Source organism: Phenylobacterium sp., assembly GCF_031360265.1.
Lineage (GTDB): Bacteria > Pseudomonadota > Alphaproteobacteria > Caulobacterales > Caulobacteraceae > Phenylobacterium.
This window is the reverse complement of sequence record NZ_JANMBF010000030.1, coordinates 13,741-28,894: the sequence shown is the minus strand read 5'-3', so window position 1 is coordinate 28,894 and position 15,154 is coordinate 13,741. Positions and strand designations below refer to the sequence as shown.

The following is a 15,154-nucleotide window of genomic DNA, read 5'->3' as shown; positions in this document are numbered from 1 at the left end:
TTCTTGAGGGATCAGGCTCTGAGCGAACTTCAGATCCAAGAAGCACACTAGGAAACAAAGGCTTGCTAGTGTCCTCATCGATCCCGAAGTTCGTCCGCACCGGCCTCAGGCGCCCGCGAACTTCGGAATCGGGACACTAGGGCGGCGGTGGCGCGGGCGCCTGGGTGTCGGGGGCGGGCGCGTCGGCCTTCGGATGCGCCGCCTTCCAGTCCATGGCGCTGCGGATGCGGTTTCCGACGGCCGGGTGGTCATAGAAGATCACCTCCTCCAGCCTGGACGGCGTCGCCGCGCGGTATTCGATGGTCTTGACCAGGGCCTTGGCCAAGCCGTCGGGCTCGTTGAAATGCTCAAGCGAGAAGTGATCGGCGTCGGCCTCGCTCAACCGGGTGATCGAACTGGTCAGCGGCGTCGCGACGAGCGCCAGAACCGAGATGATCACGCTGATCACCGGCAGCCCGGCGGGATCCGCAAGGCCGGTCACCCCCGTGGCCCCCAACACGCTCGCCGCCCACGGGAACAGCCGTCCGACCAGGTAGAAGCCGACCAGGGCCAGAGCGCCATAGGCGAAGGCGTCCCACAGGATATGGCCGCGGACATAGTGGCCCATCTCGTGGCCGACCACGCCGCGCACCTCGGCCAGGTCCGCGTTCTTCTTGAACATGACGTCGCTCATCGCCACCCGCGCTGTCCCGACCAGGCCGGCCACATTGGCGGAGTAGCGGTTGGATTGCTTGGAGCCATCGTAGATCAGGATCTTGTCGGACGGCACGCCGACCTGCTTGGCCATGGCGACCACCTCGTCGCGCATCGCGCCTGACGGTGCGGGCTTGTAGCTATTGAACAGCGGTTCGATCAACGCCGGCTGCACCAGCATCAAGGCCATGAAGGCGAAGACGACGCCCACCGAACTCCAGATCCACCAGGTCCGCGGCGCGCGACGGATGATCCAATAGAGCAGCGAGAACAGGATCACGCTGATCACCGCGCCGACGCATAGCGAGATCAGCCGCTCGGTGAACCAGCCGACATAGGCCTGGCTGGTCAGGCCATAACCCTTCTCCCGCCACCAGTGCGCGTAGCTGTCCCAGGGCAAGGACAGGACGCTCTCGATGACCGTGTCCACGACGACAATCGCGGCGACCGCCAGCCAGGGATGCGGCCGGGTCTTTTCGACACCGCTCCGGACGCGCACCAGCACCCCGCTGCGGATGACGATCCAGGAGACCAGGATCGAAACCAGCGTCCCCCAGAGCAACAGCCAGTGGCCGCCCTGCGTATAGGCCGTGGCCCTGGCGTGAGCCTCCGGAGGCAGTTGCGCGAGATAGGCCGCTGTCGCCGCGGCCGGGTCGAATCCTTGCACCATCTGGGCCTCCCCATTTTCCTGTGGCCGCAGGAGGCCAGACATTGTCGCGCTTGTCAGGCCCCAAAGCGGGCTAGAAATAGCCAAGCTCGGAGTCGCCGATGAACCGTTTCGCCACAGCCGCCTCACCGCCCTGCCCACTCACAACCTGGGGTTTCATCAGCGCGGGATGCTGATGGTGGGCTACTTCGCCGACGTCGTGGTGTTCGATCCGAAGACGGTCACCGACCACGCGACCTTCGTGAAGCCCCAACAACTGGCCACCGGCGTCTCCGGCGTGCTGGTCAACGGCCAGCAGGTCTTGCGGGACGGCGAGGCGACCGGCGTGAGCGCCGGCCGGGTGGTCCGCGGACGCGCCTGGACGGGCTGGAAGGACGGCGGCTGCCGGGCGAGCGCCAAGGCCTGGAGGTGGTGAGCGCCTAGCGGTCCTTCTCGCGCTCGCCGATGGCGGCCTGGGCCGCGGCCAGCCGGGCGATCGGCACCCGGTAGGCTGAGCAGGAGACGTAGTCCAGGCCGACGCTCTCGCAGAAGGCGATGGAGGCCGGATCGCCGCCGTGTTCGCCGCAGATGCCCAGCTTGACGTCGGGCTTCACCGCCCGGCCCCGCTCGGCGGCGATGCGGATCAGGTCGCCAACACCCTCCTGGTCGAGACTGACGAAGGGGTCCTTCTCGAAGATTCCCTTGTCGATATAGGCGTTGAGAAACCGGCCGGAGTCATCGCGACTGATGCCAAAGGTGGTCTGGGTCAGGTCGTTGGTGCCGAACGAGAAGAACTCGGCGTTTTGCGCCAGATCGCCGGCGCGGATGGCGGCGCGGGGCAGTTCGACCATCGTGCCGACCAGGTATTCGATCTCGCGGCCCTGCTCGGCGATCACCTGTCTGGCGACCCGGTCGGTGAGTTGGCGCAGGAAGGCCATCTCCTCGCCCTTGGCGACCAGCGGGTGCATGATTTCCGGGATCGGAGCCGGGCGGCCGGCCGCGGCGACTTGGCAGGCCGCCTCGATGATGGCGCGGACCTGCATCTCATAGATCTCGGGATAGCTGACGCCCAGCCGGCAGCCGCGGTGGCCCAGCATCGGGTTGACCTCGTGCAGTTCCTGGGCGCGGCGCAACAGCTTGGCGGCGTCGAGGCCGGTGGCGGCGGCCACGGCGGCCACGTCCTCCTCGGTGTGCGGCAGGAACTCGTGCAGCGGCGGGTCGAGCAGCCGGATGGTCACCGGCAGGCCCTCCATGATCCCGAACAGCTCGACGAAGTCATCCCGCTGCATGGGCAAAATCTTGGCCAGCGCCGCGCGGCGGCCAGCCTCGTCGTCGGCCAGGATCATCTCGCGCACGGCGGCGATGCGGGCGGGATCGAAGAACATGTGCTCGGTGCGGCAAAGGCCGATGCCCTCGGCGCCGAACTGGCGGGCGGCGCGCGCGTCGACGGCGGTCTCGGCATTGGCGCGGACCTTCAGCCGCCGGAAGCCGTCGGCCCAGGTCATCAGGGTGGCAAAGTCGCCGGACAGCTCCGGCTCGATCATCTTGACCACCCCCGACAGCACCTCGCCGGTGGAGCCGTCGATGGTGATCGTGTCACCGGCGCGGAAGGTCCGCCCGCGAGCGCGCATCTCGCCGGCCTTGGCGTCGATATGGATCTCGCCGGCGCCGGAGACGCAAGGCCGCCCCATGCCGCGCGCCACCACCGCGGCGTGGCTGGTCATGCCGCCGCGCGCCGTGACGATGCCGCGGGCCGCGTCCATGCCGCGGATGTCCTCAGGGCTGGTTTCCTCGCGGACCAGGATCACCGCGCCGGCCGATCCACCCTGGATCTCGGCCTCGGCGGCGGTGAAGACGATCTTGCCGGTGGCCGCGCCGGGCGAGGCCGGCAGGCCGGTGGCGATGACCTCGCGATTCGAAGTCGGGTCGATGGTCGGGTGCAGCAGCTGGTCGAGCGAGCCCGGCTCCACCCGCATCACCGCTTCCTCGCGGGTGATCAGGCCCTCGGACGCCAGGTCGACGGCGACCTTCAGCGCAGCCTTGGCCGTGCGCTTGCCGTTGCGCGTCTGCAGCATGTAGAGCCGGCCCATTTCGACCGTGAACTCGATGTCCTGCATGTCGCGGTAGTGGGTCTCGAGCCGCTCGACGACGGCCTTGAACTGCACGAAAACGTCCGGCAGCGCCTCTTCCATGGACGGGCTCTTCTCGCCCATTTCCTCTCGGGCGATCTTGGTCAGGGCCTGGGGGGTGCGAATCCCGGCGACAACGTCCTCACCCTGGGCATTGATCAGGAATTCCCCGTACAGGCGATTTTCACCTGTGGATGGATTGCGGGTGAAGGCGACGCCGGTGGCCGAGGTCTCGCCCATGTTGCCGAACACCATCGACTGGATGTTCACCGCCGTGCCCCAGCTTTCCGGGATGTCGTGCATGCGGCGGTAGAATTTCGCCCGGTCGTTCATCCAGCTGGCGAACACCGCGCCGACCGCCCCCCACAACTGTTCGTGCGGATCCTGCGGGAAGGCGTGGCCAAGCTCGGTCTCGACGACCTGCTTGTAGTCGCGGACCACGGCTTCCCAGTCGTCGGCCGACAGCGCCGTGTCGATGGTGACGTCGAGCCGTTCCTTGTGCTCGTCCAGCGTCTCTTCGAACATGTGGTGGTCCAGGCCCAGGACCACGGCGGAATACATCTGGATGAAGCGCCGGTAGCTGTCGAAGGCGAAGCGCCGGTCGCCCGCCAGCTTCGCCAGGCCCTCGACGGTCTGGTCGTTGAGGCCAAGGTTCAGAACCGTGTCCATCATCCCCGGCATCGAGGCCCGCGCGCCCGAGCGCACCGAGACCAGCAGCGGATTGGCCGCGTCGCCAAAGCTCTTGCCGGTCTGCTGCTCGACGACCTTCAGGCCGGCGGCCACCTGTTCGCGCAGGTCGGCGGGGTATTGCCTGGCGTTGGCGTAGTAGTGGACGCAGGCCTCGGTGGTGATGGTGAAGCCGGGCGGCACCGGCAGGCCCAGCGACGACATCTCGGCCAGGTTCGCGCCCTTGCCGCCCAGCAAGTCCTTCATCGAGGCGTCGCCATCCGCGGCGCCGCCGCCGAAAGCATAGACCCAACGCGTCTTGGTCATCGTCGCGGCCGGCATCGAAATTCCCTTATCCCGTAACCTGGCTGAAATCCGCGACACGGCCCATGGCGTCGCGGACTTTGGCGAGAAGCCGCAGCCGATTATCCCGTTCCGAAACTACCTCAGAGTTCACTAAAACCTTGTCAAAGAAGGCGTCCAAGGAGCCGCGCAGGGCGGCAAGCGCCCCCATGGCGGCGGCGAAGTCCTCTGAGGCCAGCGCCGTATCCATCTGGGTCTCCATGGCCCCGACGGCCTTCACCAGCGCAGTCTCCTCGGGCGAGGCGCCCGCGACCTCAGCCGGATCGCCGACGGGCAGAACGCCCTTCTTTTCCTCGGCCTTGAGTATGTTCACCGCGCGCTTGTAGCCGGCCAGGAGGTTCTTGCCGTCCTCGGTCCCGAGGAATTCGGAGAGCGCCGTCACCTTGGCGACGATCCGCACCAGGTCGTCGTCGCCCAGCGCAAACACCGCGTCCACGAGGTCATGGCGTTGGCCCTGGTCGCGCAGCAGGACTTTCAGGCGGTCGGCGAAGAAGGCCAGCATGTCGTTCGACGCGAACGTCCCCAGCGGCAGGCGCACCCGCGTCTGGAGCAGAATCCGGATCACCCCGAGCGCGGCCCGGCGCAGCGCGAACGGATCGCGGCTGCCCGTCGGCTTCTCGTCGATGGCGAAGAAGCTCACCAGGGTGTCGAGCTTGTCGGCCAGGGCCACCGTGGCGGCCACCGGCTGCGTCGGCACGTCGTCGTTCGGGCCTTGCGGCCGGTAGTGGCTGCGGATCGCCTCGACGACCTGCGGATCGAGGCCCTCCTTGGCGGCGTAATAGCCGCCCATGACGCCCTGGAGTTCGGGAAATTCGCCGACCATCCCCGTGCCGAGGTCGGCCTTGCAGAGGCGCGCCGCCTGTTGTGCAAGCGCCTTGTCCGCGCCGGTATAGGCCGCCAGTTCGCCGGCCAGGGCGGTGATCCGCTCCACCCGCGCGTGCATCGTCCCGAGCCGGGCGTGGAAGGTGACACCCTTGAGCTTCTCCAGCCGGTCTTCCAGTCGGGTCCGCAGGTCCTCGGTCCAGAAGAACCGCGCGTCCGACAGCCGGGCCGACAGCACGCGCGCATTGCCGCTGGCGATCAGCTTGCCGCCGTCGGTGGCCTCGATATTGGCCACGGTGATGAAATGCGGGGCCAGCTTGCCGGTGGCGGGGTCGCGCACGGCGAAGAACCGCTGGTGCACACGCATAGACGTGCGGATCACCTCCGGCGGCAGGGCGAGGAACCCGGGGTCCATGTCGCCCATCACCGGCGTCGGCCATTCGACGAGGCCGGCGACCTCGTCCAGCAGCCCCTGGTCCTCGACGAGCTCAAGGTTGCGCGCGAAGCAGAGCGTGCGGGCGGCGTCGAGGATGCGCGCCTTGCGTTCCTCAGCGTCGATGACCACGAAATGATCGCGCAGTTCGTCGGCGTATTCGTCGAAATTGCGCGCCCGGAACGGCTTGGCGGCGCCCATGAAACGGTGGCCTTCGCTGACGTCGCCGCTGACGTGGCCGTCGATCGCAAAGGGCACGACCTCGCCGTCGAAGACACAGAGGATGCGTTGCAGCGGACGCACCCAGCGCAGCTTGCTGGTCCCCGAGACCATCGACTTGGGCCACGGGAAGGTGCGGATGATGGCCTCGACCATCTCGGCGACGATCGCGGGCGTCGGGCGGCCGGGCCTGTGGAGGTGGGCGAAGTAGAGCCCGTCGCGCTCGGTCAGCTGGTCACGCGTCAGGCCGGTCGAGCGCAGGAAACCTTCGATGGCCTGGTCGGGCGAGCCGACGCGCGGACCTTTGCGTTCCTCGTGGCGTTCGGCCTGGGCGCCCGCCAGCCCCTCGGCCACCAGCGTCAGGCGCCTGGGGCCCGCGAAGGCGGTCAGCGCCTCCGGCAGCAACCCCTCGGCCGCCAGCTTCTCGCGCGCCATCCGCTCAAGATCCCGCGCCGCCTGCGCCTGCATGCGCGCCGGGATCTCTTCGGAGAACAGTTCAAGCAGGAGTTGCGGCATCGCTAGGCGTTCGCGCCCTGCTGGGCCACGTAGACCTCCGCGCACATCTTGCAGAGGTCGCGGATGCGGCCGATGTAGCTCTGGCGTTCGGCGACGGCGATGGCGCCGCGGGCGTCCATCACATTGAACAGGTGGCTGGCCTTCAGCACATGGTCGTAGGCGGGCAGCACCAGCTGTTCGCCCTGGCGGCCACGGGCCTCCAGGATGCGCGGGACCTGGCGTTCCATGTCCTCGAACTGGCGCTTGAACACCTCGACGTCGGCGACCTCCAGCTCGAAGGCCGAGAACTGCTGCTCGTTGGCGAGGAACACGTCGCCATAGCTGAACTCGTCGTTGTAGCGCAGATCGTAGACGCTATCGACGTTCTGCAGATAGAGGCTCAGCCGCTCCAGGCCGATGGTCAGCTCGCCCGCCGCCGGGAACACGTCGAGTCCGCCGACCTGCTGGAAGTAGGTGTACTGGGTGATCTCCATTCCGTCGCACCAGACTTCCCAGCCCAGGCCCCAGGCCCCGACGGTGGGGTTCTCCCAGTCGTCCTCGACAAAGCGGATGTCGTGGACCCTGGGATCGATGCCGATGGCCTCCAGCGCGCCGAGGTAGAGCTGCTGCAGGTTGGCCGGGTTGGGTTTCAGGATCACCTGGTACTGGTGGTGCTGGTGCAGCCGGTTGGGGTTTTCGCCATAGCGCCCATCGGCCGGGCGGCGCGAGGGCTGCACATAGGCGACCTTCCATGGCTTTGGCCCCAGCGCGCGCAGCACGGTGGCCGGATGAAGGGTGCCCGCCCCCACCTCCATGTCATAGGCCTGCAGGATCACGCAGCCCTGGGCGCTCCAATACTCGTGCAGCTTCAGGATCAGGCCCTGAAACGATAGCGGCTTGTCGGGCATGAGGCTTTTTTTTGAGGTTCGGAGGGGCTTGTTCGCAGGCGCAAAAAAAGTCGGCGGACCATAGGGCCCGCCGACCTTGGCTTCAAGCCGCCGCGAAGCGCGGAAAGGACCCGGCTAGTTGCCGCGCGCCTGGCTGCGCTTGCCCGCGTGCGACATGGGCTGGCCATATCTGGCGCGGTTCTGCGGCGTATCAGCGACCGGGCCGTTGGTGGTGGTGGACGCGGTCAGGCTGGCGCCGGACGGGTCCGTGACGGTCGTGGCCGAGGTGGTCACCGACTGGCCGGTGGGGGCGGCGGCCTGAGCCGCGGCGGTCGCATCGGCGGCGGTGCTGTTCAGGACGACGGCTGTGGTGGCCGGCGACGCCGGGTCCTGCGCGGACGCCGCGCCGGCGATCAGGGCGCTCGCGGAGGCGACGGCGGCGACTAGCTTTGTGAACTTCATAGCGGGCTCCTGTTGTTGCCTTGTCGACAGCTAAAGGCGCGACTCCCGCATAAGGTTCATTTCTTCCGCTTGCCGCCCACCCTGGCGGGTGGTTTGGCCGCGGGCGCGGGCTCCGGGGGTGGCGAGAGCACCTCCGGCGGGGCGGGAGGCGCCAGAACTTCCGGAACAGAGCCGGCGATCAGCACGTGATCGACCACGTGGATAAGCCCGTTGGACGCTTGCACGTCGGCCTGGATGATCGTCGCGTTGTCGGCCTTGAGGACCCCGTCCGAACCGCCGTCAAGAACCATCTTGTCGCCCGCGCCGGTCGGCCAGGGACCCCGGGTGCCCTTGATTCGGGAACCCGGCACGGGGGCGTTGATCAGGTGGTGGATCAGCAGCTTCTGCAGCCCCGTCTTGTCAGCCATCAGCTTGTCGAGCTCACCAGGCGGCAAGGCGGCAAAAGCCACGTCGGTGGGTGCGAAGACGGTGATGTTCGGCTGCTTCTGCAGCAGACCCGACAGATTGGTCGCGTCCAGCGCTTTCACGAAGGTCGTGAACTGCCCCGACAGCCGCAGCGTGGTGGTGATGTCGCCGCTGGCGACCAATTTTGCCGTGGGGGCCGCCATGGGGGCCGCGGTCGCAGGGGCCGGCGTCGCCGGAGCCGGCGTCGCGGGCGTCTGGGCCAGGGCGGCGCCGGCGATCAGGAAAACCGCGGCGGCGGCGGACAACAGTCTTGTGGTCGTCATCAAGTCCTCGGGATTGGAGCGAGCGAAGCGCTTTGGAATTTGAACCTATAGCGGAGGAATTCGACATGACTACGGCGTGCCGTGTCGACCGACCTCCAGAGCTTGCGACCGCATAACGACAGCGCCGGCAGGAGGGTCTCACGGTCCGGAGCCTGTTTTCGCCCAAAATACGGGCGCCGTACCGGCCAGGCGCCCAAGAAGCGAGCGTCAAGCGCCTTAATGAATTGCAAACGCTCGGCGCTGGGCCTCCGCGCCCTCCGCACCGATAGCGTTCAAATGGCCACGGCGAACCAAATGTATGGGGACGAGATCGCTGCGGCTTCTGATCAACACGCAGGGCCGGTCCAGCCTCAAGGATCGAGCGGGAGCGAACGGATGAAACTGATCATGGCGATCGTCAAACCCTTCAAGCTGGACGACGTGCGCGAAGCGCTGGTCGGGGCCGGTGTCGAAGGGCTGACGGTTTCGGAAGTCAAGGGCTACGGCCGGCAGAAGGGGCAGACGGAAATCTACCGGGGCGCCGAATACCAGGTGAACTTCCTGCCCAAGGTGAAGCTGGAGGCGGTCGTCGATGACGCCGCTGTCGGCAAGGCGGTCGAGGCGGTCAAGGCCGCCGCGGCCACGGGCAAGATCGGCGACGGCAAGATCTTTGTCCTGAATGTCGAGGACGCCGTGCGGATCCGGACCGGCGAGACCGGCGCCGCGGCGCTCTAGCGGTCAAAATCAAGGGGACATGAAGACAATGAATCTCATCGTATTGAAAAGGCTGGCGGGGCTTGCGCTCGCCGCCGCCGTGATCGGGGCCCCATTCGCCGGGAGCGCGATCGCCCAGACTGCAACCACGACAGCAGCGCCGGCTCCGGAAGCCGCTGCGCCGGCCGCCGTGACACCGCCGGCCTCGGCGCCCGCGGCCGCCGCACCTGCCGCAGCGACGCCTGCCCCGCCACCCAAGCTCGACACCGGCGACACCGCCTGGATGCTCACCTCCACCGCCCTGGTGCTGATGATGACCATTCCCGGCCTGGCTTTGTTCTATGGCGGCATGGTGCGGCGCAAGAACGTCATCGCTACCGTCGCCCAGTCGTTCGTGATCACCTGCCTAGTGACGGTGCTGTGGATGCTGGTGGGCTATACGGTGGCCTTCACCACCAACACCGACGCCACACTGAACAGATATATCGGCAGCTTCGGCGAAGCGCTGATGAAGGGCGTCAAGGTCGATCAGGCGAACCCGCTCGCCGCGACCATCCCTGAATCAGTGTTCATGATGTTCCAGATGACGTTTGCGATCATCACCCCGGCGTTGATCGCCGGCGCCTTCGCCGAGCGGATGAAGTTCTCCGGCATGCTGCTGTTCATGACCCTGTGGTCGCTGGTGGTCTATGCGCCGCTCGCCCACATGGTCTGGGGCGGTGGATTCCTGGGCGGCCTCGGCGTGCTCGACTTCGCCGGCGGCACTGTGGTTCACATCAACGCCGGCATCGCCGGCCTGATGTGCGCGCTGGTGCTCGGCAAGCGCAAGGGCCTGGGCACTGAGAACATGGCCCCGCACAATCTGGTCTTCACGATGATCGGCGCCAGCCTCCTGTGGGTCGGTTGGTTCGGCTTCAACGCCGGCTCGGCGGTGACCTCCGGCGCCCTGGCCGGTGCGGCCATGCTGAATACCCAGGTGGCCACAGCCGCCGCGGGCCTGACCTGGATGGTCATCGAGTGGATTGAACGCAAGAAGCCCGGCATGCTGGGCTTGGCCTCCGGCGCTGTCGCGGGCCTGGTGGCGATCACCCCGGCGTCCGGCTTCGTCAACGCCCAGGGCGCGCTGATCGTTGGGGTCCTCGGTTCAGCCGCCGCCTACGCCGGCGCGGTCTGGATCAAGAAGATCTTCAAGTACGACGACAGCCTCGACGCCTTCGGCGTGCACGGTATCGCCGGCATCACCGGCGCCCTCCTCACCGGCGTGCTGGCCGATCCGGCGATCAACCCGCTTGGCAAGGACGCCAGCCTGATGAAACAGGCCATCGGCGTCGGCGCCACCCTGGCCTGGTCGGGCATCCTGACCCTGGTGATCCTTTACATCTGCAAGTTCACCACGGGCCTCAGGGTCTCCGAGGAGGGCGAAGTGGAGGGCCTGGATATGGCGCTGCACGGCGAAGCCCTGCACGAATAGACCCTACTCAGTAAGCGTTGGGAACGGGGGTCCTTGGGGACCCCCGTTTTCGTTTGGCGCTAGGCCGGATCGGGCCAGGGTCCGCCCAGCCGGCAACGCTGGACCCACCAGCAGGGGACCATGGCCTCGATCCGTTCGGCGAGGCTCTCGGCCTCGATGTCGCTGGCGCACAGAGCAAAGCAGGTTCCGCCGGACCCCGACACCCGCGCCAGCAGCGCCTCCGGCTCGCCGGCCAGGGTCTCCAGCACCGCGCCGACCTCCGGCGCGACTGAGATGGCCGCGTCCTGCAGGTCATTGCGCTGGCGGGCCAGCCAGGCGGCCAGCTCCACGGCGTCCTCGAAGGCGTCCGGAGCGTGTGGCGGCGTGACCTCGGCGAAGCGCCCCAGAGCGTCGAACCGCCGGTAGGTCTCGACGGTCGAGACCGCGCATCCCGGGTTGACCAGCACGCAGTCAAGCGGCGGCAGGCCAGGCGCCGGCGAGAGGCGCTCGCCACGCCCCTGTGCGATCACCGGCGCACCCCACAGACAGGCTGCGCCGTCGGCGCCCAGCGACGCAGCCAGGGCTTCCAGCCGCGAATCGTCGATCCTCAGGTCGAACACCTGGCGCAACAGGCGCAGCGTCGCGCCGGCGTCGCTTGAGCCGCCACCAAGGCCGGCGGCGACCGGCAGACGCTTGTACAGGGACAGACCGATCGGCGGCAGGGGCCGACGCGCCTCGGCGATCAACGCCCGCGCCGCACGGACGACCAGGTTGTCGCCCTGCCCCGCCAAGTCCCGGGCGAAGGGGCCGGTCACCTGCAGACCCATCACCTCGGCGTCGTGGGTCGAGAGACTGTCACCGACATCGGCGAAGGCCATCAGGCTGCAGAGCGGGTGATAGCCGTCGGCGCCGGGACCGCCGACGTGGAGGTAGAGGTTGACCTTGGCGGGCGCGAAGGCCGCGCCGGTCACGGCGTCTTGTCCGCCACCTTTGGCGCCGGGCCGTCGGGGCCCAGGCCGGACGCGAGCTTGGCCTCGGCCATGGCGCGGACCTTCTCGTCCGGCTTCAGCGTCAGGACGCGCCGCCATTGGAACTGCGCCTCGTCCTTGCGCCCGACCTTCCAATAGGCGTCGCCCAGGTGGTTGTTGATCTCCGGGTCTCCGGCCTCGAGCTCGACGGCTTGCTCCAGCTTTTCGACCGCCTGCCTGTAGTCGCCGAGCCGATAGAAGGCCCAGCCCAGCGAATCGACCATGGCGCCGGAGCGCGGGTTGGCGGCGACGGCCTTCTGCACCATGGCCAGGGCTTCCGGCAGATGTTCGCCCCGGTCGATCCAGGAGTAGCCGAGATAGTTCAACAGCTCCGGCTCATCCGGATGGGCCTTGAGCGCGGTTTGAAGATCGGCCTGGGCGTCAGCCCAGCGATTGATCCGCTCATAGGCCTGGCCGCGGGCATAGATCAGGCGCCAGTCCGGCGCCTTGTCCTCCGCGATCAGCCCGCTCAGCACTTCGACGGCTTCGGCGAAGCGCTCGTTGGCGCGCAGGATGTCGGCCAGGTTCACCCGGGCGTCGGCGCCGCCGGCCGCGGCGGCGGCGCGGGCGAGCTTGAGCGCGGTCTCCTTGTCGCCGGCGGTCTGATAGGTCCAGGCCAGCTTGGCCTGGGCGGCGCCGTATTCCAGGGAACCCGGCCTGGGATGGGCATAGGCGGCGCGGGCGGCCTCGACATCATTGTTCGCCTGCATGATGTCGCCGACCATCACCCAGGCTTCGTCCCGCTGCGGATCGAGCCGGAGCACAAGACGCAGATAGGCGAGCGCCAGGGTTTCCTGCTTGGCGGCCATCATGCCGGCGGCCGGAGCGAGCAGAGCCTGGGCGGCCCCCTCGCGCAGGCCGACCATGGTCGGCGCCGGCTTTCCAGCCGATGCCCGCGCCATCGCCGCCTTGACCGCCAGGCTCGCCGGCTCACCCGCCAGATAGGACTGGTAGAGCGCCACGGCGTCGATCCGCCGGCCCCGCCTTTCGAGGAAGCCGCCATAGGCCACGACCGCCATCTCGGCCGGACCATTGATCCCGGCGAGCGCCTTGAAATCCGTCTCGGCTTCGTCGTAGCGCCGGGCGCGTTCGAAGAGCGCAGCCTGTCCGAGCTGGCCGAAATAGTCGACCTGATGGTCGCCGCGCACCTGCGGGCGGATCAGCGAACCCTCGACGTCGCCGGCCATCGCCGCCGCCCAGGGCGCCAACAGCGCCGCGGCCGGCCTGTGCGGAAAGGCCATGGCCTCGGCGTTCAAGCGGGCCTGGGCGTCCTTGCCCCGGCCCTGCGCCATCGCCTCGACCGCCACCACCAGCCGTCCCAGCCGCCGGGCGGATTCCGAGGCGCCGTCGCCTGTCGGCGCCAGGACCGCGGCGCGCGGAATGTCGCCCGACAGCAGCGCCGCGCCGAAGACCTTCTCGGCGATCAGGGGCTCCCCCGCCGCCCCGGCGCGGGCCCGTTCGAAGAACCGCGCCGCATCGCTGCTCCTGCCGGAACTCATCGCCAGTTGGCCGGCCAGGAACATGCCGTAGGGCGAGGCCCCGGCGACCGGGTCGTTCGACGCATCGCTACGATCGCCCCCTCCCGCGCTGGCGCACGCGGCAAGCAGGACGAGCGGAGCGACGGCGGTCAGCAGATGAAGGCGCATAACGGACCTTCGGACCTAAGCATGGCCAGGGCAAGGCGTCCCGGTTCACGTTTCGGGGGGCCGGGTCCTGGAGACCTCGATTCGCGGCGTCACATGTTCGGATAGTTGGGTCCGTCCCCGCCCTGGGGCGTCGTCCAGACGATGTTCTGCGACGGATCCTTGATGTCGCAGGTCTTGCAGTGGACGCAGTTCTGGAAATTGATCTGGAACTTCGGGTTCTGGCCCTGCGCGTCGTAGAGCACCTCGTAGACGCCGGCTGGACAATAGAGGCGCGCCGGCTCGCCGAATTTCGGCAGGTTGATATCGATCGGCACGGCCGGATCGCGCAGCTTCAGGTGCGCCGGCTGGTTTTCGTCGTGATTGGTGTTCGACAGGAAGACGCTGGACAGTTTGTCGAAGGAGAGAACCCCGTCCGGTTTGGGATAGACGATGGGCTTGTAGTCCTTGGCCAGGCCGGTCGATTCGGCATCGCTCTTGCCGTGCTTCAACGTGCCAAGTGGCGACCAACCGCCGCAGATCGTGGCGATCATCGCGTCGATCGCGCCCAGCACCAGACCGGGAATGGTGCCGAACCTCGACCACAGGGGCTTGAAATTGCGGACGCTCCACAGCTCCTTGGCGATCGACGATTTCTGGTAGGCGTCTGCGTAGGCGGTCAGGTCGTCGCCGGCGCGGCCGCCCTGAATGGCGGCAAAGGCGGCCTCGGCGGCAAGGATGCCACTCTTCATGGCATTGTGGCTGCCCTTGATGCGCGGGACGTTCACCATCCCGGCTGAGCATCCGAGCAGGACGCCGCCCGGGAAATAGAGCCGCGGCAGGGACTGGGCCCCACCCTCGGTGATGGCGCGCGCGCCATATGCGATGCGTTTGCCCCCCTCCAGATAAGGGCGGATCGAAGGGTGGGTCTTGAAGCGCTGGAACTCGTCGAAGGGCGACAGCCAGGGGTTCTTGTAATTCAGGTGCAGCACGAAGCCGATGGACACGTAGTTGTCCCCGAAGTGGTACATGAAAGAACCACCGCCGGTGGCGTTGTCGAGGGGCCAGCCAAAGGTGTGCTGTGTCAGGCCGGCCTCGAACGCCGCATCAGGAATTTGCCACAATTCCTTGATCCCGATGCCGAATTTTTGTGGCTCACAGTCCGCGTTCAGGCTGAACCTAGCCTGAAGCTGCTTGGCCAGCGACCCGCGCACGCCTTCTCCGACGAACGTATATTTGGCGTGCAACTCGATGCCCGGCTGATAGTCGGCGGTGGGCTGGCCGTCCTTGCCGATGCCGAACACGCCCGCAACCACGCCCTTCACCGCGCCGTCGGCGTTGAACACCACTTCCGAGGCGGCCATGCCGGGATAGATTTCCACGCCAAGGCCCTCGGCGTGCTGTGCCAGCCAGCGGCAGACATTGGCCAGCGAGGCGATGTAGTTGCCGTGGTTCAGCATCCACTTGGGGAACGGCAGGAAGCTGATGTCGAGCGCGCCCTGCGGGCCGAGCATCACGAACTTGTCGCGAGTGACCTTGGTCTCGAGGGGGACCCCGAGCTCTTTCCAGTTGGGGATCAGCTCATCGATGCCGCTGGGGTCGATCACGGCGCCGGAGAGGATGTGCGCGCCGACCTCGGAGCCTTTCTCCAGCACCGCGACGGTGATCTCCGTCCCGGCGGCCGCGGACAGCTGCTTGAGCCGGATCGCGGCGGACAGGCCTGAAGGGCCCGCGCCGACGATGACGACGTCATAGTCCATCGCCTCGCGCGCTTCCGCTTCGCTGGCGGCTGGGTTCGCGTCTTCGCTCATGCCCCGG

At 67.7% G+C, this 15,154-nt stretch carries 12 protein-coding genes; 3 read left to right on the top strand and 9 right to left on the bottom strand.

Features of this window, described 5'->3' with window-relative positions; translation table 11 throughout:
- Window positions 1-136 precede the first annotated feature (136 nt).
- Window positions 137-1,363 carry a M48 family metallopeptidase gene (locus RMN86_RS02630; RefSeq protein ID WP_309604271.1) on the bottom strand — a complete coding sequence of 409 codons (1,227 nt, stop codon included), beginning with the start codon at window positions 1,361-1,363 and terminating at the stop codon, window positions 137-139.
- A 166-nt stretch (window positions 1,364-1,529) separates the two neighbouring features.
- Between RMN86_RS02630 and RMN86_RS02625 the strand changes: the two genes are divergently transcribed.
- Window positions 1,530-1,775 (top strand): hypothetical protein, encoded by a 246-nt coding sequence (locus tag RMN86_RS02625; protein ID WP_309604270.1) that lies wholly within the window; start codon window positions 1,530-1,532, stop codon window positions 1,773-1,775.
- Window positions 1,776-1,779: 4 nt separating this feature from the next.
- Here RMN86_RS02625 and ppdK read toward each other — a convergent pair whose 3' ends face one another.
- The 5 genes from ppdK to RMN86_RS02600 all read right to left on the bottom strand — a co-directional run bounded on the left by ppdK (window position 1,780) and on the right by RMN86_RS02600 (window position 8,543).
- On the bottom strand, window positions 1,780-4,476 hold the full coding sequence (gene ppdK, locus RMN86_RS02620; protein WP_309604269.1) for a pyruvate, phosphate dikinase: 2,697 nt from the start codon (window positions 4,474-4,476) through the stop codon (window positions 1,780-1,782).
- Window positions 4,477-4,486: 10 nt separating this feature from the next.
- Entirely contained in the window at window positions 4,487-6,487 is a 2,001-nt protein-coding gene (gene glyS / locus RMN86_RS02615) for a glycine--tRNA ligase subunit beta (RefSeq protein WP_309604268.1), read from the bottom strand.
- A 2-nt stretch (window positions 6,488-6,489) separates the two neighbouring features.
- A complete protein-coding gene (locus RMN86_RS02610; RefSeq protein ID WP_309604267.1) occupies window positions 6,490-7,374 on the bottom strand; it encodes a glycine--tRNA ligase subunit alpha in 885 nt (294 codons plus the stop codon).
- A gap of 114 nt (window positions 7,375-7,488) precedes the next feature.
- A complete protein-coding gene (locus tag RMN86_RS02605; protein WP_309604266.1) occupies window positions 7,489-7,815 on the bottom strand; it encodes a hypothetical protein in 327 nt (108 codons plus the stop codon).
- A 56-nt stretch (window positions 7,816-7,871) separates the two neighbouring features.
- Window positions 7,872-8,543 carry a fasciclin domain-containing protein gene (locus tag RMN86_RS02600; protein WP_309604265.1) on the bottom strand — a complete coding sequence of 224 codons (672 nt, stop codon included), beginning with the start codon at window positions 8,541-8,543 and terminating at the stop codon, window positions 7,872-7,874.
- 375 nt (window positions 8,544-8,918) lie between these two features.
- Between RMN86_RS02600 and RMN86_RS02595 the strand changes: the two genes are divergently transcribed.
- On the top strand, window positions 8,919-9,257 hold the full coding sequence (locus RMN86_RS02595) for a P-II family nitrogen regulator (protein ID WP_293372711.1): 339 nt from the start codon (window positions 8,919-8,921) through the stop codon (window positions 9,255-9,257).
- A gap of 28 nt (window positions 9,258-9,285) precedes the next feature.
- Entirely contained in the window at window positions 9,286-10,707 is a 1,422-nt protein-coding gene (locus tag RMN86_RS02590) for an ammonium transporter (RefSeq protein ID WP_309604264.1), read from the top strand.
- Window positions 10,708-10,766: 59 nt separating this feature from the next.
- Here the strand turns inward: RMN86_RS02590 and RMN86_RS02585 are convergent, their stop codons facing one another.
- The 3 genes from RMN86_RS02585 to RMN86_RS02575 form a co-directional block, all read right to left on the bottom strand.
- Window positions 10,767-11,657 carry a 4-(cytidine 5'-diphospho)-2-C-methyl-D-erythritol kinase gene (locus RMN86_RS02585; RefSeq protein ID WP_309604263.1) on the bottom strand — a complete coding sequence of 297 codons (891 nt, stop codon included), beginning with the start codon at window positions 11,655-11,657 and terminating at the stop codon, window positions 10,767-10,769.
- Window positions 11,654-13,360, bottom strand: coding sequence for a tetratricopeptide repeat protein (locus RMN86_RS02580; protein ID WP_309604262.1), 1,707 nt, complete (start codon window positions 13,358-13,360; stop codon window positions 11,654-11,656). The genes RMN86_RS02585 and RMN86_RS02580 overlap by 4 nt, the downstream gene beginning before the upstream one ends.
- Window positions 13,361-13,449: 89 nt before the next feature.
- Complete coding sequence (locus RMN86_RS02575; protein WP_309604261.1) at window positions 13,450-15,147, bottom strand: electron transfer flavoprotein-ubiquinone oxidoreductase; 1,698 nt, start codon at window positions 15,145-15,147, stop codon at window positions 13,450-13,452.
- Window positions 15,148-15,154: the final 7 nt, after the last annotated feature.

Excerpts from the sequence above, each read along its gene's own strand:
- RMN86_RS02630 (WP_309604271.1), bottom strand. The coding sequence starts at position 1,363 with ATGGTGCAAGGATTCGACCCGGCCGCGGCGACAGCGGCCTATCTCGCG.
- RMN86_RS02625 (WP_309604270.1), top strand. The coding sequence starts at position 1,530 with ATGCTGATGGTGGGCTACTTCGCCGACGTCGTGGTGTTCGATCCGAAG.
- ppdK (WP_309604269.1), bottom strand. The coding sequence starts at position 4,476 with ATGCCGGCCGCGACGATGACCAAGACGCGTTGGGTCTATGCTTTCGGC.
- glyS (WP_309604268.1), bottom strand. The coding sequence starts at position 6,487 with ATGCCGCAACTCCTGCTTGAACTGTTCTCCGAAGAGATCCCGGCGCGC.
- RMN86_RS02610 (WP_309604267.1), bottom strand. The coding sequence starts at position 7,374 with ATGCCCGACAAGCCGCTATCGTTTCAGGGCCTGATCCTGAAGCTGCAC.
- RMN86_RS02605 (WP_309604266.1), bottom strand. The coding sequence starts at position 7,815 with ATGAAGTTCACAAAGCTAGTCGCCGCCGTCGCCTCCGCGAGCGCCCTG.
- RMN86_RS02600 (WP_309604265.1), bottom strand. The coding sequence starts at position 8,543 with ATGACGACCACAAGACTGTTGTCCGCCGCCGCCGCGGTTTTCCTGATC.
- RMN86_RS02595 (WP_293372711.1), top strand. The coding sequence starts at position 8,919 with ATGAAACTGATCATGGCGATCGTCAAACCCTTCAAGCTGGACGACGTG.
- RMN86_RS02590 (WP_309604264.1), top strand. The coding sequence starts at position 9,286 with ATGAATCTCATCGTATTGAAAAGGCTGGCGGGGCTTGCGCTCGCCGCC.
- RMN86_RS02580 (WP_309604262.1), bottom strand. The coding sequence starts at position 13,360 with ATGCGCCTTCATCTGCTGACCGCCGTCGCTCCGCTCGTCCTGCTTGCC.
- RMN86_RS02575 (WP_309604261.1), bottom strand. The coding sequence starts at position 15,147 with ATGAGCGAAGACGCGAACCCAGCCGCCAGCGAAGCGGAAGCGCGCGAG.